We start from the raw sequence: 21569 nt of genomic DNA, 5'->3' as shown, positions 1-21569 counted from the left end.
CTTGGAACCATGGTAGATGTCGGGGACGATGCTTCCTCCCTCTTCGGCCGAGCCAAAGTCCACTTCCACGCAGGGCGTCCTGCCGAGGCCAGAGAACTTCTCGAACGCGCCCACGCCATCGACCCCGCCGATCGAGCCGTACGGTTCGCCCTCGCCGCCTGTCAGAACGCGCTCGGCGAGTGGGCGGCCGCCGAGACCCATCTGCGGCTCGTCCTCGACGTCGAGCCGGGGTACCACTTGGCCTGGTACCAGCTGGGCTGTTCGTTACAGGGGCAAGGCCGCCTGGACGAGGCCGCCACGGCCTACCGCCGGGCGCTCAAGGGGGACAACATCCCTGACGCCTGGAACCGGCTCCGCACCTGCGAGGCGCCCCACCCGAACACGCCCGCCCCGTCGACGAGGCGTGTCCCCCGGGCGGTGCAGGGGGCCGACGAGCAGCAGGTCGCGGAGGCGCTGGTCGGCCAGGCGTTGGCGCCCCCACCCAGCGGCGGGACACTGGCCCAGCAGATCGACCAGCACGGAGTCGCCGAGCCCGGGCACCTGCTCCCGGGCGGCCGTCGCCACTTGCTGGCCCGGCACGTCGCCCCACCGGCCTTCGCCGTCACCGTCTTCTTCGTCGCCGTGGCGGCGCTCGGCGGCGGTCCGGCCGGATACGGCCCGCTGGTGATCGCGCTGCTGTTCCTCTTCGTCGTCGGAGCCTGGGCGGCCGTCTGGCTCCAGTCCGTCCGCTACCGGTACTTCTTCCACGAACGGCGGATGGATCTCCACCTCGGCGCACTCACCCAACGCCGCCGGGCCATCTGGTACTACGAGATCACCGAGGTCAGGTACGTCCAGGGTCCGGTCAACGCGCTGACCCGCACGGCGTCGTTGGAGATCGACTACAAGCCGGGCGACCACGTCCTGACCGAACTGCTACCGGGCCTGGGCACCCCGGACGAGGTCCACGCACTGTACGAGATGCTCCAGCCGCCCAGGGTCCGTGAACGCCGCAGCATGAAGGGCATCATCATCTGAAGGCCTCAGAGTCCGGCGGCCGCGGCACCGTGGTCCCCGCCTTCCGGCCCGTGCTCGGTTGCAGCGGCCGCATGCCCCGGATCGAGGAACGACGCCCCGGACCCAGAGGCCGGGCCCATGCCCTCGACCTGTAACAAGTGGTTCACCAGCGCCTGAAGAGCCGGATCGGCCTGAGTCGAGTCGACCTGGTTCGGCTCGGCCACGGCCGGCGGAGCGAACCAGTCACCATGCCCGTGATTTCCGTCCGTGTACGTCGCCTGGTGGTTCTCGTTGTACGTGATCCTGCCCAGTTCGTCCTGGATCGCATACAGGTTCCCGGCATCATCGCGGAACTCGGTCCACTGAAAATGCGCCTGCGCAGACGCAGCCGCGGCGTCGGCCCCGCCGGGATCCGCGGGAATCGGCCCGGCGTCCCTGTCCTGCGCGGCTCCGGGCCCGTCCTGCACCGGTCCGCCTGAACTTCCTACGGCACTGTCCGGTCCCTCCGTATCCGTATCCGTCCCCGTTCGCGGCTCATCCGCCACCGCCTGAACGGAGCCCGCCGGGTCCGTCGCTGCGGCGTTGTGAGATCCCGGATCTGCGGGCGGCGGTGCGGTTGGGTGGTCGGGTGGTGCCTGTACGAAGGCCACTTGATCGGTGGCGGCGGGTGCGGCCACGTGGGGGTGGATCCCCGTCGTTTGTGCGGGTCCTGGGGCGGCGGATGCCACCGCGTGGGAGACATCGGGTGTGATCTGAGCGGAAACCGCTTGGTCCGTTCCTGCGGTGTGTGCGGGTCCTGGGGCGGCGGTCGGCAGCGCGGGGACGTGGTGGTCTGCCACCTGTGTGGAGGCTGCCGGGTCGGTTCCCGTGGTACCGGCGTGTTCCGGGGAGGCGGGTCCCGGTCCATGTGAGTCGTCAGGTGCCGTCTGGGCGAACGCGGCCGGGGCGCTTTCCGTGAAGGCGCCGGGTCCTGACGACAAGAAGTCCGCGCCTGAGCCTTGGGGAAGAGCGGCGGGGGTGTCGTTCGGGTGGGTGTGCGGCGGCGCGGAGGCTTTGTGGGAGCGGCCGCTCGGCCCTCCGGTCGCGTCGTGGGCGTGGAGTGCGGCTCGGACGGCATCGGCCAACTCCTCGGCCAGGTGTTCGGCGGCAGGGGCGGCTCCTACCACCGCGCGAACGCCGGTTCCGCCGGCCGCGGCCGAGCCACGGGCCAGCCCGTCGAGCCTGCTCAGGGTGGCCAGTAGTTCCAGAGCGTGTTCGGCCAGCCAGGCCGGGCTGGTGAAGGCGGCCCGCCAGGCGCGCAGCCAGGCGTCGAACGCCTCGCCCGGACGGTTCTGATTCATGTGGCGCAGGGTGCGCATGCTCTCGATGTCCCACTCCGAGCGCAGACGCTCCATCAGGAAGTCGGCGAACTCCCGGTGCTGGGCGGAGCCGCGGGCGAACTCCTCGACGAGGTTCGGGGCGATCGCCCACTCGTCCACGCCGGTCTGCCGGTTGCGGGCCAGGTAGTAGCCCGCCTGCCGGGCGCCGGGACCGGGAACGTACGGCACGAGGTCGTACTGCGGTGTCCGGAGAAAGCCCCGATGGTGCGGGTCGGTGCTGCGCGCCATGCCCCTCGGCAGCTCCGGGGCGACGATCGGCAGCAGTTCGACCTCCCGCCATGCTCCGGTGGTCGGGGGGAGTGCCCGGGTCACGACGTGCTCGGCGCTGCGCCGCAGGGCCTCCTGCTCGAATGCCTCCCTGATCCGCGCCACCGCCGGGTCCGCGGCCCGCGCGGGGTCGGCCTGCGCGTGCCGGCGCAGCCGGTAGATCTCCTGGTCGAGCAGCCAGCCCCGAAGGCTGGCCGGGTCGATCGGCCGCTGCAGACTCAACGGCGCGCTGTAGGGGGCGGGGCGGCCCGCCGCGGCGTGCGTCCAACGTCCCTGCGGTGCCAGCTCGACCCGGTCGGCCGTTCCCGGCCGGACCGTTGGATCGGTCGCATGCGGTGTCCGGTACACATGCGGCTCGATCCGGTGGAACCGTAGGAGGTCAACGATCCGGTCGTCGCAGTTGCGTCGGGACTCGTCGTCGCCGTGAGGCCTGCCGCACGGAGGCCGGTTGATCGCGATGACCGCGTGCCCGCCGCGGGCCTGGTTCAGCGCCAGCTGGTCCAGTGCGTCGATCTCGGCGTGGCGGCTGCCTCCGCGCAGGTAGAGCCCGGTCGAGCGGTCGAGGAGCCGCCCGTACGCGTCGTACAGCTCGATGACCGCGTAGGTCGCGTTGTTCCCGACGAAGTTCCCCAGCATCGTCCGTAGTTGAGGCAGCTCGTCCCGTTGCCACGCCCGGATCTCCGCAACGAGGGAGAGTCCGATGAAGTCCGCCTGCCGGTCGTCCACCCCACCAGCGTAGGGGCGCCCGCCATCGGACAGGGGGTGTCGGTGGGAGTCGTTCCGGCGGGGTGTGCTCCGAATTTATTCGATTGAACGAGACGTATCGTCTCGCCTAGCCTCGACGTCATGACTGCCACAGCTGACACGACCGCCATGACCACCATGAACACACCTGCTCACATCGCCATGTTCTCCATCGCCGCCCACGGCCATGTGAACCCCAGCCTGGAGGTGATCCGCGAACTCGTCGCCCGGGGCCACCGGGTCACGTACGCCGTCCCGCCGGCCTTCGAAGAGAAGGTGGCCGCGACGGGTGCCCGGCCCGTGCTCTACACCTCCACGCTGCCCGGGCCCGACGCCGACCCGGAGGCCTGGGGGAGCACCCTGCTGGACAACGTGGAACCCTTCCTGGAGGACGCGATCCAGGCGCTGCCGCAGCTGATCCAGGCCTACGACGGCGACGAGCCCGACCTCGTCCTGCACGACATCACCTCCTACCCGGCCCGCGTCCTCGCCCACCGCTGGGGTGTCCCCGCGATCTCCCTCTCGCCGAACCTCGTCGCCTGGGACGGTTACGAGGAGGAGGTCGCCGAGCCGATGTGGGCGGAGCCGAGGAAGACCGAGCGCGGGCAGGCCTACTACGCCCGCTTCGAGACCTGGCTGGCGGAGAACGGGATCACCGAGCACCCGGACCCGTTCGTCGGCCGTCCCGCCCGCTCCCTGGTCCTGATCCCCAAGGCCCTCCAGCCCCATGCCGACCGGGTCGACGAGCGCGTCCACACCTTCGTCGGCGCCTGCCAGGGGGACCGCGCCGACCAGGGCGACTGGCAGCGGCCCGCCGACGCCGAGAAGGTGGCCCTGGTCTCCCTCGGTTCGGCCTTCACCAAGCAACCCTCCTTCTACCGCGCGTGCGTGCGCGCCTTCGCCGACCTGCCCGGCTGGCACCTGGTCCTGCAGATCGGCAGGCATGTCGACCCCGCCGAGCTGGGCGACCTACCCGCCAACGTCGAAGTGCACAGCTGGGTGGCGCAGTTGGCCGTGCTGCGGCAGGCCGACCTGTTCGTCACGCACGCCGGCGCGGGCGGCAGCCAGGAGGGACTGGCCACCGCCACGCCGATGATCGCCGTACCGCAGGCCGTCGACCAGTTCGGCAACGCCGACATGCTCCAGTCCCTCGGCGTCGCCCGCCGTCTTTCCACCGAGGAGGCCACCGCCGAACGCCTCCGCGAAACCGCCCTCGCCCTGTCCGGCGACCCGGAGGTGGCCCGGCGCCTGAAGGAGATCCAGTCCGCGATGGCCGAGGAGGGCGGCACCCGACGGGCGGCCGACCTGATCGAGGCGGAGCTGGCCGGACGACGTCCGGGACAGTCGGGGGCGGCGAGCGGCGCCTCGTAGAGCGGCATGGTCCGTACGACCGGAGGACGTGCCAGGGCCCGTTGGTTCCCCCGGAAACCAACGGGCCCTGTGTCAATGGGTGGACTCGGAACGGTGGACTCGGAACGGGTGGACTCAGACGCCCAGCCGCTCGCCTTCACCGCGCGCGGGGGCCGCCGCGACCGGCTCGGGCGACTCGTCGTGGGTGAGGTCCGGCAGCCGGTGCAGCCACTTCGGCAGGTACCAGTTGCGCTCGCCGAGCAGTGCCATCACGGCCGGCAGCAGCACGCCGCGGATGATCGTCGCGTCGATCAGGACGGCGGCGGCCAGGCCCACGCCCATCTGCTTCATGGACTGCATGGACAGCGTGCCGAAGATCGCGAACACGGCGACCATGATGACCGCGGCACTGGTGACGACACCGGCCGTGGTGACCACGCCGTGCTGGATGGCCTCCTTCGTCGTACGGCCGCGCATCCGTGCCTCGCGGATCCGGGAGACCACGAACACGTGGTAGTCCATGGACAGGCCGAACAGGATCACGAAGAGGAACAGCGGCAGCCAGGTGACGACCGCGCCGACGCCCTCCGCGCCCACCAGCGAGGCGCCCCAGCCGTGCTGGAAGACGGCGACGAGGATGCCGTAGGCGGCGCCCACCGACAGCAGGTTGAGCACGATCGACGTGATCGCGACGGTCAGCGAGCGGAACGACAGCAGCATCAGCAGGAAGGCGAAGACGACCACGAACGCGAAGACCGGGACGACCGAGCCGAGCAGCTGGTCGTTGAAGTCCTTGTTGCCCGCGACCTGTCCGGTGACCGGCGCCTCGACGCCCTCGACCTTGCCCAGGGTGGCCGGCCGCACCTCGTCGCGCAGCTTGTCGAGGCTCTTGACCGCCTGGTCCATGTCGGAGCCGCCGACCAGCGGTACGGAGACCAGGGCGACGTTCTGCGCCTCGTGCACCTTGACGTCGACCGGGCCGCGCGAGGCGCCCGAGGAGATCGCCCGCTGCTTGAAGTCGGCCAGCGCCTGCCGCACCGCGGGTGCGTCGATGTCCTTGGCCCTGACGACCACCTGGGCCGGCTCGGAACCGCCCGGGAACGCGTCGTTGATGCGGTTGTAGGTCTGCACGATCGGCAGCGAGTTGCCGAACTCCTGGTCCAGCGTGAGCTGCTGGGTCTTCATGCCCAGCGCGGGCGCGGCCACCGCGAGCAGCGCGCCGCCCGCCACGACCACGGAGACCACGGGCTTGGCGAGCACGCCCCGCAGGACGGCCGTCCAGAACCGGCTCTCCGCGGGCCCGCCCTGCCGGCGCCGGCGCCGGTTCAGGAACGGGATCCTGCCCTTCTCGACCCGCTCGCCCAGCAGCGACAGCAGCGCGGGCAGCACCGTCACGGAGCCGACCATGGCGACGGCCACCACCATCAGCGAGGCCAGGCCCATCGCCTCGAAGGTGGCGAGACCGGTGAACAGCATGCCCGCCATGGCCACGCACACCGTGACACCGGACACGATGACCGCGCGGCCGCTGGTGGCGGCGGCGATCCGGAGCGCGGTGCCCGGGTCCCGCCCGGCGTCCCGCTCCTCGCGCTCGCGGCGCAGGTAGAACAGGCAGTAGTCGACGCCGACGGCCATGCCGACCAGCAGCATCACGGAGTTGGCGGTGTCGCTCATCGGCTGCACATGGCTGACCAGGCCCATCAGGCCCATCGTCGCCATGATCGCGGTGATCGCGAGCCCCACCGGCAGCAGCGCGGCCACCAGCGCACCGAAGGCGATCAGCAGGATGCCGAGGGCCACCGGCACCGCCGAGTACTCGGCCTGCTGGAAGTCGTTCCCGAAGGCGTCGTCGTACTGCTTCTTCATGCTGGCGCCGCCGATCTCCTCGATCCGCAGCGAGCCGTGCTCCTTCTGGACCCCGGCCACGGCCTTCAGCACCGGCTCGACGCGGTCGGCGGCGGTGTCCGCGTCGCCGCGCATGTCGAACTGCACCAGCGCGCTGCGGCCGTCGCGGGAGATGGTGTGCGTGTCGTAGGGCGAGGTCACGTCGGTGACCTTGCCGGTGGCGCCGACGGCCTTGACGACGTCGGCGACGGCGGCACGGAACTCGCCGCTCGTGGCCTTGACGGCGCCGTCCTTGGACTGGATCAGCACGGTCTCCCCGGCCGGCTGCTTGATGCCCGCGTCGTCGATGATGCGTGCGGCGGTGTGCGTCTCGCCCTTGAGCTGGTCGCTCTCGTCCACGTCGACCCGGCCGGCCGCCGAGCCGAGTCCCATGGCCAGGACGACGAACAGCACCCATATGCCGACGGCGGCCCAGCGGTGCCGGGCGCTCCAGCCGCCGGCGCGGGCGGCCAGGCCCCGCACGCGCACGTCCGTGTTCCCCATGACGGGATGTCCCCCTCGTGTGCGGTGACGGCCCCCTGCCGCCACGTCTTCTGTTGCTCGACTTCGACGGTATGGGCCGGATAAGGACGCCTCGTCGTGCTGTCCGGTGAAGTGCCGAGGGCCGGGGTCACCGCTGGGGAGGACCATGGCCCCTTACATCTATCGGGGTTCTCGCGGCGGGTTCTCGGGGGTGGGGCTCAGGGATGTCCGATCCGCCGACAGAGATCCACTTTGTGATTACGAAAGGTTGTTGAACAAGTCACAGCTGCGCGTAGGAGTTGATCCGCGCCCTCCGGATCGGACAGAGTTTCGCGCAACCCGGCGCACGAACGGGTACGGCCGTCGTGCCCACCCCCACGGGGCACGACGGCCGCTCTAGGGTGGCCGGATGACGACCTATGCGGCGCTGCTGCGCGGAATCAACGTCGGCGGCAGCAAGAAGCTCCCGATGGCCGATCTGCGTACGCTCATGACCGGCCTGGGATACGAGGGCGTACGGACCCATCTGCAGAGCGGGCAGGCGGTCTTCACCACCGGCCCGGGCGACGAGGAGTCCCTGGCGGCCGAGTTGGCCCGGGCGATCGAGGAGCGGTTCGGCTTTCCGGTCGACGTCATCGTGCGCGACCACGCCTATCTGCGGGCGGTGGCCGAGGCCTGCCCGTTCCCGGCCGCCGAACTGGAGGCCAAGCAGCTGCACGTCACCTACTTCTCCGCACCGGTCACCGAGGAGCGCTTCGCGGAGATCGACCCCGCCGCCCAGCTCCCCGAGGAGTTCCGCCTCGGCGACCGCTGTCTGTACCTGTACGCCCCGGAGGGCCTCGGCCGCTCCAAGCTCGCCGAGGCCCTGTCCCGGCCGCGGATCACCAAGGGTGTGATCGCCACCAGCCGGAACTGGAACACGGTCCTCAAACTGGTCGAGTTGACCGCTCCGGAAGGGTGACGGGGCCGGTGTGCGAGGCTCTGCCCCATGCGCTACATCATCATCGGGGCAGGGGCGGTCGGCGGCACCGTCGGCGGGCGGCTGGCCCAGGCCGGGCGTGAGGTCGTACTCGTCGCCCGTGGGCAGCACCTGGCGGCACTCGCCGAGCGGGGGCTGAAGCTGCGGGTGCCGGAGGGCGAGTCGACGCACCGGCTGCCCGCCGTCGAGGGACCCGAACCGCTCGGCGAGTTGCGCGCCGACGACGTCCTGCTGCTGGCCGTGAAGACACAGGACACGGTGGCCGCCCTGGAAGCCTGGGGCGAGGCGCCGGTGGCGGGCGGGGGTACGGCGGCCGAGCGGCTGCCGCTCGTCTGCCTGCAGAACGGGGTGGAGAGCCAGCGGCTGGCACTGCGCCGCTTCCGGCAGGTGTACGGCGTCTGCGTGTGGCTGCCCTCGACCTTCGTGGAACCCGGCGTCGTCTCCGCGGCCGGCACCCCGCTCACCGGCATCCTGCACCTGGGCCGGTACCCGCACGGCACCGACGACACCGCCCGGCGCATCGCCGCCGACCTGGCGGCCGCCCGCTTCGAGGCGCCGGTCGTGCCGGACGTGGCCCGCTGGCAGTACGCCAAGCTGCTCGGCAACCTCGGCAACGCCCTGGAAGCCGTGAGCGGGCCCGTCGGCAGCGAGCAGGCCATGGCCCTGTACGCGCGCGTGCGGGCCGAGGGGGAGGCCGTGCTCGACGCCGCCGGCATCGCGTACGCGAGCGCCGAGGAACAGAAGGAGGCGCGCGCGGACAAGGTCACCCTGGTCCCGCTCGACGGGTCACCGCGCGGCGGCGGCTCCTCCTGGCAGTCCCTCGTCCGCGGCACCGGCACCATCGAGGCCGACCACCTCAACGGCGAGATCGTCCTCCTCGGCCGCCTGCACGGCACACCGACCCCGCTGAACGAACTGCTGCAGCGCCTCGCCAACCGGTACGCCCGGGAACACCGGCCGGCGGGCTCCCTGCCGATAGCGGAACTGGTGCGACTGGCCGAGGAGGCGGTGGGGGCGGCCGACCGGTGAACGGCTGACCGCACAAAGGTGGTTGATCTTCCGGCCGGGTTGGCGTTTCGTGTCCCGGGGGCTCGCGGTGCGCGGGCGTGAGGGAAGTGACGGGGGCACGGTGGACGGCATCACAGGGGACAGTGCACGGCTTGCGGCGCGGTTCGAGGCGGACCGGGCGCATCTCGCGGCGGTCGCGTACCGGTTGCTCGGCTCGGCCGCCGAGGCGGACGACGCGCTGCAGGACGCCTGGCTGCGTGCCCAGCAGGCCGACATCGGTGAGGTCGAGAACCTCACCGGCTGGCTGACCACGGTGGTGACCCGGGTGTGCCTCAACCAGCTGCGCACGCGCCGGAACCGGCGGGAGGACCCCCTCGACGCCCAGGAGCCGGACACGGCCCTCGGCGGTGCGGCGGGCGACCCGGCGCGCGAGGCGCTGCTGGCCGACGAGGTCGGCGTCGCCCTGCTCGTCGTCCTGGACACCCTGGCCCCCGCCGAACGGGTCGCCTTCGTCCTGCACGACCTGTTCGCCGTGCCCTTCGACGACATCGCCCCGCTGCTGGAGAAGACGACGACCGCCACCCGGCAGCTGGCCAGCCGGGCCCGCCGCCGGGTCCGGGGCCGGACCCCCGCACCCACCGCCGACGCGGGCCGCCGTAGGGAAGCCGTCGAGGCCTTCCTGGCCGCGACCCGGGGCGGCGACTTCGCGGCCCTGGTCGCCCTGCTCGCCCCGGACGTGGTGCTGCACGCCGACGCCCGGGTCGTCCCCACCCCCGAACCGATCACGGTTCGCGGCGCCGAGCCCGTCGCCCAGGGCGCCATGGCCGCCGTGGCCCGCGCCCAGTTCACCGGTGTCGCCCTGCTGGACGGCCGGTTCGGCCTGGTCATGGCGCCGTACGGGCGGCTCCGTGTGGTCCTGGCCTTCACGTTCGACGACGCCGGCCGGATCACCCGGATCGAGGTCGTCGCCGAGCCGGAACGCCTGCGGGAGATCGAGATCGCCGCCGCACCGGGAGAGCCAGAAGTGGACCACTGAAAGAGGGGTGGATTGGGTCGGGATTCTGCACCATTGGCGGACTAGCGTCGGCGCCATGACGCCTACCGAGCACAGCCGTACGACAAACCCCGACCCGACCCGAGTCGACTTCTACTTCGACCCCGCCTGCCCCTTCGCCTGGATCACCTCCCGCTGGCTGCTGGAGGTCGAGCGCACCCGTCCGCTCGACCTCCGCTTCCACGCCATGAGCCTGTATCTGCACAACATCGGAAACGAACTCCCCGACTGGTACCGCGACTTGGTCGACCGCTCGATCGGCCCGGTCCGGGTCGCCGTGGCCGCCGCCGAACGGCACGGCGAGAAGGTGCTGCGCGACCTGTACACCGCCTTCGGCACCCGGATCCACGAGCGGGAGATCGAGGACTTCGACGCGGTGATCGCCGAGTCCCTGGCCGAACTCGGGCTCCCCGCCCAGCTGTTGGCCGCGGCGCATGACCCGTCGTACGACGACGCGGTGCGCCGCAGCCACGCGGCGGGCGCCGAAGAGGAGTCGGGCGGCTATGTGGGCACGCCCACGATCCATGTCGACGGAACGGTGTGGTTCGGCCCCGTCCTGCGGGCGATCCCGCGCGGCGCCGAGGCGGCCGAACTCTTCGACAGCTTCCGGGTGCTGGCCCGCCACCCCGACCTCTTCGAACTCAAGCGCACCCGCACGGGAGCCCTCCGCTTCGACTGAACTTCTCGGCGCCGAAGGAAGGTTGGCTGATAACCATCCCTCCGGTGTGATGGATTCCCCTTGCCGGTGACACATCCGCGGGAGCTGACGCAGAACGAAGAGCCGACCGCGGTCCGACGTCACAGGGGAGCGCCGGACCGCGGCGGCCCGGCTCCTCGGAACACCGCGACAAACCCCGCGGGTTGTCCCTAGGGTGAAGCGCGCGGAACGGCCGAGGGGGACGGATGAGTGTGACGGCGAGGCCATTACCGGCGCTGCCGCGGTACGGCCCCGGCGTCGACCTCTTGGCCCCCGACCGCCGCTCGCAGTGCTTCGCGATGATCGTGCCGCTCGCCGTTCCGGTGGGCGGGTGGGCCTTGGTCAACGGGTACGGATCACTCGGATGGGTGGCGATTTTCGGCCCTCTCCGCGCCCACGCGACCACCCGGACCGACCTCGGCCGTGCAGCGCCGCACGTGGAGGCCGCGGCGGAGGACCGGCTGAACGAGCTGAAACGCGCCAACGTCCCGCAGGCCCCGGGCGCGGGCTGCAACATCGGTAACGTCAGCGGTCCCAGCATCTTCGGCATCAACGGCACGATCGCCATGCCCGGGCCGTGACCTCAGCCCGCCGGCCCTCACTGAGCAGGAGTCAGGACAGGAAGATGAGCACATACAACTACGGGAACTTCAACGGTCCCGCCGGCATCGGCGATCTCGGCCGTGGCACGATCGACCCCTACGCACCGGCCTCGGAGGGGCTCGTCCGGCTCTCGGACGGGCTGATGGAAGCACTGCGCGCCGAGTACCCTGGCCTCGTGCGCCACGGAGAGACCATCCGGGGCGCGCTCATGGAGTCCGTCGAGGACGGTGGGCCGCCGAACCGCGGCCGTATCCGCTCCGCCCTGGAGGCCATCAGCATCGGAGCCTCGGCCGGCACCGGCAGCCTCGCGTTCACCCAGCAGTTCATGCATGTACTTGGCCTGTGAGCGGACGGGGCCCCGCCGCCGACACGGGGCCCCGCCCGCCGCTCACCGGGCGTGCATCACCGCCCGGACCCGGTCACCGAGGTCCGGTTCCAGGCCCGGCCTGAGCGGCACGGTCTGACCGGGCTCGACCCACGGGCCCCAGCCGGGGGCGCGACGCGGCCGTCAGGCGCCGAGCGCCGCCGGCACCGGCAGGCGCGCCTCGTCGTACCGCTCCAGCAGCACCCGTGCCACCTCCGGCGCCGGGCCCAGCACGTCCGCCAGGACGTCCGCCTCGGCCGCGCCGCGCGCGATGCGGTCCGGCAGGAAACCGGGGGCCAGCACGTACGGCGCGACCGCCACCCGCTCGCAGCCGAGGGCGCGCAACTCCCGTACCGCGTCCTCGGTGCGGGGGAGGGATGCGGAGGCGAACGCGGGCCGCACGGCGCACCAACCGGTGTGCCACCACTCCCGCGCGATGTCTGCGATCACCGCGATCGCCTCCGGGTCACTGGACCCCGCCGAGGCCAGCACGACCCCGGTCGAGGACTTGTCGGCGGGCGTCAGCCCCGCCTCGTACAGCCGCCGTTCCAACGCCGCCAGCAGGAGCGGGGACGGGCCGAGCACGTCCGCCTGGCGGATGCGGAGCTGGGGCGGCGCGTCCCGCAGGACGGCGGGGATGTCGGCCTTCGCGTGGAAGGCACGGGTCAGCAGCAGCGGCAGCGCCACGACGTCACGCACGCCCTCCGCCGCCAGGGACTCCAGCACCCCGTGCACGGAGGGGATGGTGAAGTCCAGGAAGCCGGTCTCCACGCGCAGCCCCGGCCGCAGCGACCGCACACGCCGGACGAGCGCGTGCACGGTCGCCGCGTGCCGCGGGTCGCGGCTGCCGTGGGCGATCACTACGAGGACGGGACGAACCGGCTTGCTGCGCATGCGACCTCAGCTCTTCACCAGCAGGCCGCGGCTGCGCAGCACCCACCGCTCCAGCGGGCTGAAGATCAGCAGGTCGATGGCGATGCCGACGAACAGGATGAGCAGGATGGCGAGGAAGACCGTTGCCATGCTGCTGTTCGTACGGCCCACCTCCAGCAGCTGGCCCAGCCCCATCCCCATGTCCGGCGACTGGGCGATGATCTCGGCGGCCATCAGCGAACGCCACGAGAACGCCCACCCCTGCTTCAGACCGGCCACATAGCCGGGCAGCGCCGCCGGCATCACGATGTGCCAGGTGCCGCGCAGGCCCGTGGCGCCCAGCGTGCGGCCCGCGCGCAGGAACAGCGGGGGCACCTGGTCGACGCCCGACACCAGGCCGTTGGCGATCGAGGGAACGGCGCCGAGCAGGATCACCGTGAACATCACCGAGTTGTCCAGCCCCAGCCAGATCACCGCGGGCGCGACCCAGGCGACCGAGGGCAGCGACTGCAGACCGGAGAGGATCGGGCCGAACGCCGCGCGCACGAACCTCACCCGCGCCACCAGCAGACCCAGCGGCGTACCGATGGCCAGCGCGAGCAGGAAGCCGAGCAGACCGCGGGAGACGCTGCCCCAGATGTAGTCGAGCAGGGTCCCCTTGAGCCACTGGTCCTCGACCTCGGCCCATACGTCGTTGGGGGAGGGCAGCTTCGACGGGTTGTCGACGACCGGGTAGAGCAGGGTCCAGGCCACCAGCACCACGGCGATGGCGATGACGGGCGGCAGGATCTTGTTCTTGAAGGTCTGCGCGAACGGCGTACGGCCGGTGGCCGTGGTCTCCAGCGCGTCGAGGCCGGCCTCGACACTTCCGGCGTCCTGAGCCGGCGTCGTCTCAGTGCTGGCCATGACGGCGGATCTCCCCACGCAGTACATCAGTGATCTCAAGGGACAGTTCGGCCACGGGCGCGTCCTCGATGCGCCGCGGCTGCGGGATGTCCACCGCCCACTCGCGCGCGATCCGCCCGGGCCGGGACGACAGCAGGATCACCCGCTGCGCGAGCCGTACGGCCTCGCGCACGTTGTGCGTGACGAAGAGGACGGACAGGCCGGTCTCCGCCCAGATCCGCGTCAGCTCGTCGTGCAGCACGTCACGCGTGATGGCGTCCAGCGCCGCGAACGGCTCGTCCATCAGCAGCAGGTTGCTCTCCTGGCCCAGCGCCCGGGCCAGCGCCACGCGCTGCCGCATCCCGCCCGACAGCTCGTGGACGCGCTTGCCGTACGCGCCCTTCAGCCGGACGAGTTCGAGCAGCTCCTCGGCCTTGTCGCGGCGCTCGTTCTTCGGAACTCCCCTGAACCTGAGGGCGAGTTCGATGTTCTTGCCCGCGGTCAGCCACGGGAAGAGGGCGTGCTCCTGGAACATCAGGGCCGGGCGGCCGTCCGTGGCGATCGAACCGACGGTCGGCCGGTCCAGTCCCGCCACCAGGTTCAGCAGGGTGGACTTGCCGCAGCCCGAGGCCCCCAGGAGGGTGACGAACTCGCCGGGCGCGACATCGAGGCTGATGTCGTCCAGGACGAGCTGCTGCCCGCCCGGTCCCGCGAAGGACTTCGATACATGCTCAAGGCGGGCCGCGTACTCCACGGTCTCGGCGGCCTTGGCGAGGGTCGTGGCCATGGTCGTCACCTCCTGGGAACTCATCGGGTCGGGGATCAGCTGGCGCCGAGACCGGCGTCGTCGACCGTGCTTGCGCCGCCGGCCTTGAGGACCTTGTTGAGGAGCGTGAGGTCGTAGATGCCCTTCAGGCTGGGCTTCTCCAGCAGACCGGCCTTGACCGCGTGCTCCGCCTCGGTGTTGAGGGTGGAGGCCAGCGGGTCATCGGTGAACTGGATGGACTGCCACGCCGGGTCCAGGACCTTCGCCGGAAGCGCCTTGCCGGAGTCCGCCTCCAGCTGCTTGTTCGCGGCCGCCTTCGCCTGGTCCGGGTTGGCGTTGATCCACTTGTTGGCCTCGACCGAGGCCTTCAGCACGGCTTCGACGGCCTTCGGGTGCTGCTTGAGGAAGTCCTGCCGCACGATGATGTTCGTGATCACGAACTTCTTGTCCGGCCACAGCGACGCCTCGTCGAGCAGTACCTTGCCGCCCTCCGCGACCAGCTTGGACGCGGTCGGCTCCGGCACCCAGGCGCCGTCGATGGCACCGGACGCGTAGGCGTCCGGGGTGATCTTGTTGTCGGTGCGGACCACCGACACATCGCCCTTGCCGGTGTTCGCGTCGACCTTCCAGCCCTGGTCGGCGATCCAGTTGAGGAACGCCACGTCCTGGGTGTTGCCGAGCTGCGGGGTCGCGATCTTCTTGCCCTTGACGTCCTTCAGGGACTTGATCTTCTTCGGGTTGACGACGAGCTTCACGCCGCCGGAGGCCGAACCGCCGATGATGCGCAGGTTGGTGCCGTTGGCCTTGGTGTAGCCGTTGATCGCCGGGGACGGGCCGATCCAACCGATGTCGATCGACTTCGAGTTGAGGGCCTCGATCTCCGAGGGACCGGCGTTGAAGATCTGGTACGCGGCCTTGGTGGCGCCCAGCTGCTTCTGGAAGTAGCCCTGCTGACGGGCGACGAGGGCGGTGCCGTGGGTCAGGTTGCCGAAGTAGCCGATCTTGACGGAGTCGAGGCCGTCGATCTTCGACGACCCGGCGACGACCTTCTCCTTGGCGTTGTCGGCCTTGGAGTCGGACCCGTAGCCGCAAGCGGCGAGCGAGAGCAGGGGAAGTGCGGCGACCACGGCTATGCCGCGGCGAAGGAAAGTCGAGCGGTTGGCAGGCACGGGAGGTGTTCCTCTCGTTGGCCCGGCGGTCACGGTCTTTCAGGTCGTGGCCGGGAGATCGGCAGGTCTTCGTCGCTTCCGGGACGTCGGGCGGGGGGTGAGGGCGCGCAGGCAGTGCGCGTACGTCAACGCACACATCGCGCCACTCCGCCCTGCCCGCTGCCGAGGTCGCCGCTGCCGACGCGGCCGCCCTCCTTCGCGAACGTGGAGTAGAAGTCGTACGGGTTCATGTCAGAAGTCCCACCCGTCGTTCTCGGCCTCGTCCTTGACCGGCTCCGGGGAGGCGAACGACTCGCCGACCATGCCCGCGGTGAGCGTGGTGCCGTCGTTCGGGTCGATCAGGATGAACGAGCCCGTGCGCCGCGAGTCGGCGTACGAGTCCACCGGCAGCGGCTCCGCGGTGCGGATCTTCACGCGGCCGATGTCGTTGGCGACGAGCTGTCCCGGGTGCGGGTGCAGGGACAGGTCGTCGAGTGTGAGACGGGACGGGATGTCCTTGACGATCGCCTTGACCGTGCGGGTGCCGTGCTTGAGCAGCACCCGGTGGCCGACGGTCAGCGGCTGGTCGGCGACGTGGCAGACGGTGGCCTCCACGTCCTGCGTGGTGGCCGGCGCGTCCTTGGTCGGCACGATCAGGTCGCCGCGCGACACGTCGATGTCGTCCGCCAGCAGGACGGTCACCGACTGCGTCGTCCAGGCCACGTCGACCGGCTCGCCGAGCAGGTCGATGCCGGAGATCGTCGTCGTACGACCGGAGGGCAGGACCGTGACCGGGTCGCCGACCCGGAAGGTACCCGCCGCGATCTGGCCCGCGTAGCCCCGGTAGTCCGGGTGCTCGGCGGTCTGCGGACGGATCACGTACTGCACGGGCAGCCGGGCGTGGCAGTGCGCCAGGTCGTGGCTGACCGGGACGGTCTCCAGGTGCTCCAGGACGGTCGGGCCGCCGTACCAGTCCATGTTGGCGGACGGCTCCACCACGTTGTCGCCGGCGAGCGCCGAGATCGGGATCGCGGTGACCTCGGGGACGCCCAGCTCGGTCGCGTACGCCGTGAACTCCTCGGCGATCGCGGCGAACACGGACTCCTGGTACTCGACCAGGTCCATCTTGTTGACCGCGAGGACCACGTGCGGCACGCGCAGCAGCGCGGCGATCGCCGCGTGCCGGCGGGTCTGCTCGACCACGCCGTTGCGGGCGTCGACCAGGACCACCGTCAGCTCGGCCGTCGAGGCGCCGGTGACCATGTTGCGGGTGTACTGCACATGGCCCGGGGTGTCGGCGAGGATGAACCGGCGGCGGGGCGTCGCGAAGTAGCGGTACGCCACGTCGATGGTGATGCCCTGCTCGCGCTCGGCGCGCAGGCCGTCGGTGAGCAGCGCGAGGTCGGGGGCGTCCTGGCCGCGGCTGGCCGAGGCGCGCTCCACGGCCTCCAGCTGGTCGACGAGGACCGACTTGGAGTCGTGCAGCAGCCGTCCGACGAGCGTGGACTTGCCGTCGTCGACGGAGCCGGCGGTGGCGAACCGCAGCAGGGTGGTGGCCGAGAGCGCCTCGGTCGTGGTCGTGCTCATGCTTAGAAGTACCCCTCGCGCTTACGGTCTTCCATCGCGGCCTCGGAGAGCTTGTCGTCGGCGCGGGTGGCGCCGCGCTCGGTGAGCCGGGAGGCGGCGATCTCGGCGATGACGGCGTCCAGCGTGGTCGCGTCGGAGTCGACGGCGCCCGTGCAGGACATGTCACCGACGGTCCGGTAGCGGACCAGGCGCTTCTCGACGGTCTCGGACTCCTTCGGGCCGCCCCACTCGCCGGCCGTCAGCCACATGCCGGCCCGCTGGAACACCTCGCGCTCGTGCGCGAAGTAGATCTCCGGCAGCTCGATGCCCTCGCGGGCGATGTACTGCCAGACGTCCAGCTCGGTCCAGTTGCTGAGCGGGAACACCCGCACGTGCTCGCCCGGGGCGTGCCGGCCGTTGTACAGGTTCCACAGCTCGGGCCGCTGCCGGCGCGGGTCCCACTGGGAGAACTCGTCCCGCAGCGAGAAGACGCGCTCCTTGGCCCGGGCCTTCTCCTCGTCGCGCCGGCCGCCGCCGAAGACCGCGTCGAACTTCTCGCTCTGGATCTTCTCCGTCAGCGGGAGCGTCTGCAGCGGGTTACGGGTGCCGTCGGCACGTTCCTTCAGCACACCGCGGTCGATGTAGTCCTGTACGGAGGCCACATGGAGGCGCAGCCCATGTGCGGCGACCACACGGTCCCGGTACTCCAGCACCTCGGGGAAGTTGTGTCCCGTGTCCACATGGAGCAGCGAGAAGGGGATCGCGGCCGGGGCGAACGCCTTCAGCGCGAGGTGCAGCATGACGATGGAGTCCTTGCCGCCGGAGAAAAGGATCACCGGGTTCTCGAACTCGCCCGCCACCTCGCGGAAGATGTGCACCGCCTCGGACTCGAGGGCGTCCAGGTGGGAGAGGGCGTACGGGTTGGCCGTACCCTCCTCGACCGTGGCGACGGTCGTCATGCCAGTCCCCTTTCGGTGAGCAGCGCGTGGACCGCGGCCGCGGACTCCTGCACGGTCTGGTGCTGCGACTCGATCCGCAGATCGGGCGTCTCGGGCTCCTCGTAGGGGTCGTCGACCCCCGTCAGCCCCGACAGTTCGCCCGCGGCCTGCTTGGCGTACAGCCCCTTCACGTCCCGCACCGAGCACACTTCGACCGGGGTCGCCACATGGATCTCCAGGTACGACGTCCCGTTCTGCGCGTGCCGCCCCCGCACCGCCTCGCGGCTGTCCGCGTACGGCGCGATCACCGGGACGAGCGCCTTGACGCCGTTACGGGCCAGCAGCTCGGCGACGAAGCCGATGCGCTGCACGTTGGTGTGCCGGTCCTCGCGGCTGAAGCCGAGGCCCGCCGAGATGAACTCGCGGATCTCGTCGCCGTCGAGCACCTCGACACGGTGGCCCTCGGCACGCAGCCGGCCGGCCAGCTCGTACGCGATGGTGGTCTTGCCGGCGCTCGGCAGACCCGTGAGCCAGACGGTGGCTCCGGTGGTCACGTGGTTCTCCTGGGTCGCAGTGGTCGCTTCGGTAACAGCGGTAACAGCCGGATCTGTGGGCGAGGTGTGGGTAGCTGTGGGCGCCGTCATCCGTGCAGCCCGCACTCGGTCTTGGCCCGGCCCGCCCAGCGGCCGGCACGCGCGTCCTCGCCCTCCAGGACCCTGCGGGTGCACGGGGCGCAGCCGACGGAGGCGTAGCCGTCCATCAGCAACGGGTTGGTCAGGACGCCGTGCTCGGTGACGTAGGCGTCCACGTCGTCCTGGGTCCAGCGGGCGATCGGGGAGATCTTGACCTTCTGCCGCTTCTCGTCCCAGCCGACCACCGGGGTGTTCGCCCGGGTCGGGGACTCGTCGCGGCGCAGGCCGGTCGCCCACGCCTGGTAGCCCTTCAGCCCCTCTTCCAGCGGCTGGACCTTGCGCAACGCGCAGCACAGGTCAGGATCGCGGTCGTGCAGCTTCGGGCCGTACTGGGCGTCCTGCTCGGCGACCGTCTGCTTCGGCGTGAGGGTGATGACGTTGACGTCCATCACGGCCTCGACGGCGTCCCGGGTGCCGATGGTCTCCGGGAAGTGGTAGCCGGTGTCGAGGAAGACGACGTCCACGCCCTTCAGCACGCGGGAGGCCAGATGGGCGACCACCGCGTCCTCCATGGAGGAGGTGACGCAGAACCGCTTGCCGAAGGTGTCCACCGCCCACTGGAGGATCTCCAGGGCGGAGGCGTCCTCCAGGTCCCGGCCCGCCTGCTCGGCGAGCTGCTTCAACTCCTCGGTCGTACGCTGTTCCTGAGCCGTCGTCATATCCGGTCATCCCCTCCGTTGTCGGCTCGCTGAAGACCCCGGGCGAGCAGCCCGAGGAACTTCAGCTGGAATGCGCGGTTGCACGACCCGCATTCCCAGGCGCCATGGCCCTGCTCGCTCGGACGCAGGTCCTCGTCACCGCAGTAGGGGCAGTAGAAAGGTGCGGCCCGCTCGCTCATGACAGGGCCTCTTCGGAAGCGCGCGCGGCCCAGGTGGCGAACCGCTCGCCGTCCTCGCGCTCCGCCTGGTAGCGCTTCAGGACGCGCTCCACGTAGTCGGGCAGTTCCTCCGAGGTGACCTTCAGACCGCGGACCTTGCGGCCGAAGCCCGCCTCCAGGCCCAGCGCGCCACCGAGGTGCACCTGGAAGCCCTCGACCTGCTCGCCCTTGTCGTCGACGACCAGCTGGCCCTTGAGACCGATGTCCGCCACCTGGATACGGGCGCAGGCGTTCGGGCAGCCGTTGATGTTGATCGTCAGCGGTTCGTCGAACTCCGGGAGGCGGCGCTCGAGTTCGTCGATCAGCGAGATGCCGCGCGCCTTCGTCTCCACGATGGCGAGCTTGCAGAACTCGATGCCGGTGCAGGCCATCGTGCCGCGCCGGAACGGCGACGGGCTGACGCTCAGGTCCAGGGCCTCGAGACCGGCCACCAGGGACTCGACCTGCGCCTCCTCGACGTCCAGCACGATCATCTTCTGCTCGACGGTGGTACGGACCCGGCCCGAGCCGTGCGCCTCGGCGAGGTCGGCGATCTTGGCCAGCAGGGTGCCGTCGACCCGGCCGACGCGCGGCGCGAACCCGACGTAGAACCGCCCGTCCTGCTGCCGGTGCACACCGACGTGGTCGCGCCAGCGCTCCACGGGCTGCGCGGGCGCCGGACCGTCGACCAGCTCGCGCTTCAGGTACTCGTCCTCCAGCACCTGCCGGAACTTCTCCGCACCCCAGTCGGCGACCAGGAACTTCAGCCGGGCACGGGTGCGCAGGCGCCGGTAGCCGTAGTCGCGGAAGATCGAGATGACGCCCTCGTAGACGTCCGGGACCTCGTCCAGCGGCACCCAGGCGCCGAGCCGCACACCGATCTTCGGGTTGGTGGACAGGCCGCCGCCGACCCACAGGTCGAAGCCGGGGCCGTGCTCGGGGTGGACCACGCCGACGAACGCGATGTCGTTGATCTCGTGCGCCACGTCCAGCAGCGGCGAGCCGGAGACCGCGGACTTGAACTTGCGGGGCAGGTTCGAGAAGGCCGGGTTGCCGACGATCCGGCGGTGGATCTCCTCGACGGCCGGGGTGCCGTCGATGATCTCGTCCGCGGCGATGCCGGCGACCGGGGAGCCGAGGATCACGCGGGGCGTGTCACCGCAGGCCTCGGTGGTGGACAGCCCGACGGCCTCGAGGCGCTCCCAGATCTCCGGGACGTCCTCGATGCGGATCCAGTGGAACTGCACGTTCTGCCGGTCGGTGATGTCCGCGGTGCCGCGCGCGAACTCCTGCGAGATCTCGCCGATCACCCGCAGCTGCTGCGTCGACAGCCGCCCGCCGTCGATCCGCACCCGCAGCATGAAGTACTCGTCGTCCAGTTCCTCCGGCTCCAGGATCGCGGTCTTGCCGCCGTCGATCCCGGGCCGACGCTGGGTGTACAGCCCCCACCAGCGCATCCGCCCGCGCAGGTCGTTGGGGTCGATGGAGTCGAAGCCGCGCTTGGAGTAGATCGTCTCAATGCGTGTCCGCACATTGAGACCGTCGTCGTCCTTCTTGAACTGCTCGTTGCCGTTGAGCGGGGTGAAGTGCCCCGCGGCCCACTGACCCTCACCGCGGTGACGACTCACCTTGCGGCGGGGCGCGGACGCGGCGGGGTTCTGCGGGGTGGCGGCCATGGTTCTACGTCCTTCGGACAGGCGGTAAGCGGCTCTGACCTGCGCATACGCGCGCACGCGGGCATGCGTGCGCGTCCTTGCGCAGCAGGGATCAGGTACGGGGAGGTCGGCGGTGCTGGGGCGGTCAGCTCGCCGGACAGATGGCGCTGGACATGCGGCCGAGGTCGACGTGCCGCCGACTCACCAAGGCAATTCCAGTTCCAGACATGACGGAAGCGTGTCACGGGGATCTCTGGGCAGTCCACTGTTATCCGCATACTGGACATGGCTGTCTCGAATGGCGGGACGCTGTGACGTGCGTCTCGTACGTAGCGTCAGAAGCGTCCCGCAAGCTGTGTCCGAACCTGGGACACCCGGACAA

General features: G+C 70.8%; 21 protein-coding genes. 8 read left to right on the top strand and 13 right to left on the bottom strand.

The annotated features are described in order from the left end of the window. Positions 1-9 precede the first annotated feature (9 nt). A complete protein-coding gene (locus CRP49_RS01145) occupies positions 10-1017 on the top strand; it encodes a tetratricopeptide repeat protein (RefSeq protein WP_097251734.1) in 1008 nt (335 codons plus the stop codon). Between the two features lie 5 nt (positions 1018-1022). Here the strand turns inward: CRP49_RS01145 and CRP49_RS01140 are convergent, their stop codons facing one another. Continuing rightward, the gene (locus CRP49_RS01140; RefSeq protein WP_097251733.1) at positions 1023-3368 is read right to left on the bottom strand and encodes a hypothetical protein; all 2346 of its coding nucleotides are present in this window, start codon (positions 3366-3368) and stop codon (positions 1023-1025) included. Positions 3369-3488: 120 nt separating this feature from the next. Between CRP49_RS01140 and mgt the strand changes: the two genes are divergently transcribed. Beyond that, the gene (gene mgt / locus CRP49_RS01135) at positions 3489-4757 is read left to right on the top strand and encodes a macrolide-inactivating glycosyltransferase (protein WP_179851462.1); all 1269 of its coding nucleotides are present in this window, start codon (positions 3489-3491) and stop codon (positions 4755-4757) included. 114 nt (positions 4758-4871) lie between these two features. Here the strand turns inward: mgt and CRP49_RS01130 are convergent, their stop codons facing one another. After that, a complete protein-coding gene (locus CRP49_RS01130) occupies positions 4872-7124 on the bottom strand; it encodes an MMPL family transporter (protein WP_097251732.1) in 2253 nt (750 codons plus the stop codon). Between the two features lie 388 nt (positions 7125-7512). On the opposite strand from CRP49_RS01130, the gene CRP49_RS01125 reads away from it, so the two are divergent. The 6 genes from CRP49_RS01125 (at position 7513) to CRP49_RS01100 (ending at position 11790) form a co-directional block, all read left to right on the top strand. After that, the gene (locus CRP49_RS01125) at positions 7513-8064 is read left to right on the top strand and encodes a DUF1697 domain-containing protein (RefSeq protein WP_097251731.1); all 552 of its coding nucleotides are present in this window, start codon (positions 7513-7515) and stop codon (positions 8062-8064) included. Between the two features lie 27 nt (positions 8065-8091). Then, entirely contained in the window at positions 8092-9111 is a 1020-nt protein-coding gene (locus CRP49_RS01120) for a ketopantoate reductase family protein (RefSeq protein WP_097251730.1), read from the top strand. Positions 9112-9220: 109 nt separating this feature from the next. Then, complete coding sequence (locus tag CRP49_RS01115; protein WP_097257137.1) at positions 9221-10126, top strand: sigma-70 family RNA polymerase sigma factor; 906 nt, start codon at positions 9221-9223, stop codon at positions 10124-10126. Positions 10127-10181: 55 nt separating this feature from the next. Next, a complete protein-coding gene (locus CRP49_RS01110) occupies positions 10182-10823 on the top strand; it encodes a DsbA family protein (protein WP_097251729.1) in 642 nt (213 codons plus the stop codon). A 224-nt stretch (positions 10824-11047) separates the two neighbouring features. Then, positions 11048-11422 carry a hypothetical protein gene (locus CRP49_RS01105; RefSeq protein ID WP_097251728.1) on the top strand — a complete coding sequence of 125 codons (375 nt, stop codon included), beginning with the start codon at positions 11048-11050 and terminating at the stop codon, positions 11420-11422. Between the two features lie 44 nt (positions 11423-11466). Beyond that, entirely contained in the window at positions 11467-11790 is a 324-nt protein-coding gene (locus tag CRP49_RS01100) for a hypothetical protein (protein WP_097251727.1), read from the top strand. A 162-nt stretch (positions 11791-11952) separates the two neighbouring features. On the opposite strand, the gene CRP49_RS01095 is transcribed toward CRP49_RS01100, so the two are convergent. The 11 genes from CRP49_RS01095 to CRP49_RS49025 form a co-directional block, all read right to left on the bottom strand. Then, positions 11953-12702 (bottom strand): sirohydrochlorin chelatase, encoded by a 750-nt coding sequence (locus CRP49_RS01095; RefSeq protein ID WP_097251726.1) that lies wholly within the window; start codon positions 12700-12702, stop codon positions 11953-11955. A gap of 6 nt (positions 12703-12708) precedes the next feature. Continuing rightward, the gene (locus CRP49_RS01090) at positions 12709-13587 is read right to left on the bottom strand and encodes an ABC transporter permease (RefSeq protein WP_097251725.1); all 879 of its coding nucleotides are present in this window, start codon (positions 13585-13587) and stop codon (positions 12709-12711) included. Next, the gene (locus CRP49_RS01085; protein ID WP_097251724.1) at positions 13574-14353 is read right to left on the bottom strand and encodes an ABC transporter ATP-binding protein; all 780 of its coding nucleotides are present in this window, start codon (positions 14351-14353) and stop codon (positions 13574-13576) included. Before CRP49_RS01085 ends, CRP49_RS01090 begins: the two co-directional genes overlap by 14 nt. Before the next feature lie 35 nt (positions 14354-14388). Next, a complete protein-coding gene (locus CRP49_RS01080; protein WP_097251723.1) occupies positions 14389-15501 on the bottom strand; it encodes an aliphatic sulfonate ABC transporter substrate-binding protein in 1113 nt (370 codons plus the stop codon). A gap of 231 nt (positions 15502-15732) precedes the next feature. Beyond that, positions 15733-17067, bottom strand: coding sequence for a sulfate adenylyltransferase subunit 1 (locus tag CRP49_RS01070; RefSeq protein WP_097251722.1), 1335 nt, complete (start codon positions 17065-17067; stop codon positions 15733-15735). 2 nt (positions 17068-17069) lie between these two features. Then, positions 17070-18005 (bottom strand): sulfate adenylyltransferase subunit CysD, encoded by a 936-nt coding sequence (gene cysD / locus CRP49_RS01065; protein WP_097251721.1) that lies wholly within the window; start codon positions 18003-18005, stop codon positions 17070-17072. Further along, on the bottom strand, positions 18002-18628 hold the full coding sequence (gene cysC / locus CRP49_RS01060) for an adenylyl-sulfate kinase (protein ID WP_257033289.1): 627 nt from the start codon (positions 18626-18628) through the stop codon (positions 18002-18004). The genes cysD and cysC overlap by 4 nt, the downstream gene beginning before the upstream one ends. Further along, on the bottom strand, positions 18625-19335 hold the full coding sequence (locus CRP49_RS01055; protein WP_097251720.1) for a phosphoadenylyl-sulfate reductase: 711 nt from the start codon (positions 19333-19335) through the stop codon (positions 18625-18627). Before CRP49_RS01055 ends, cysC begins: the two co-directional genes overlap by 4 nt. Further along, positions 19332-19514 carry a hypothetical protein gene (locus tag CRP49_RS47635; protein ID WP_094219985.1) on the bottom strand — a complete coding sequence of 61 codons (183 nt, stop codon included), beginning with the start codon at positions 19512-19514 and terminating at the stop codon, positions 19332-19334. The genes CRP49_RS01055 and CRP49_RS47635 overlap by 4 nt, the downstream gene beginning before the upstream one ends. Further along, positions 19511-21208, bottom strand: a complete 1698-nt coding sequence (locus CRP49_RS01045) for a nitrite/sulfite reductase (protein WP_097251719.1) — start codon at positions 21206-21208, stop codon at positions 19511-19513. The genes CRP49_RS47635 and CRP49_RS01045 overlap by 4 nt, the downstream gene beginning before the upstream one ends. Positions 21209-21332: 124 nt before the next feature. Beyond that, on the bottom strand, positions 21333-21416 hold the full coding sequence (locus CRP49_RS49025; protein ID WP_309486338.1) for a putative leader peptide: 84 nt from the start codon (positions 21414-21416) through the stop codon (positions 21333-21335). Positions 21417-21569: the final 153 nt, after the last annotated feature.

The sequence above is a fragment of the Streptomyces sp. Ag109_G2-15 genome, assembly GCF_900215565.1.
Lineage (GTDB): Bacteria > Actinomycetota > Actinomycetes > Streptomycetales > Streptomycetaceae > Streptomyces > Streptomyces diastatochromogenes.
The sequence above is the reverse complement of the archived record's forward strand: the minus strand, read 5'-3'. Positions and strand labels throughout refer to the sequence as shown.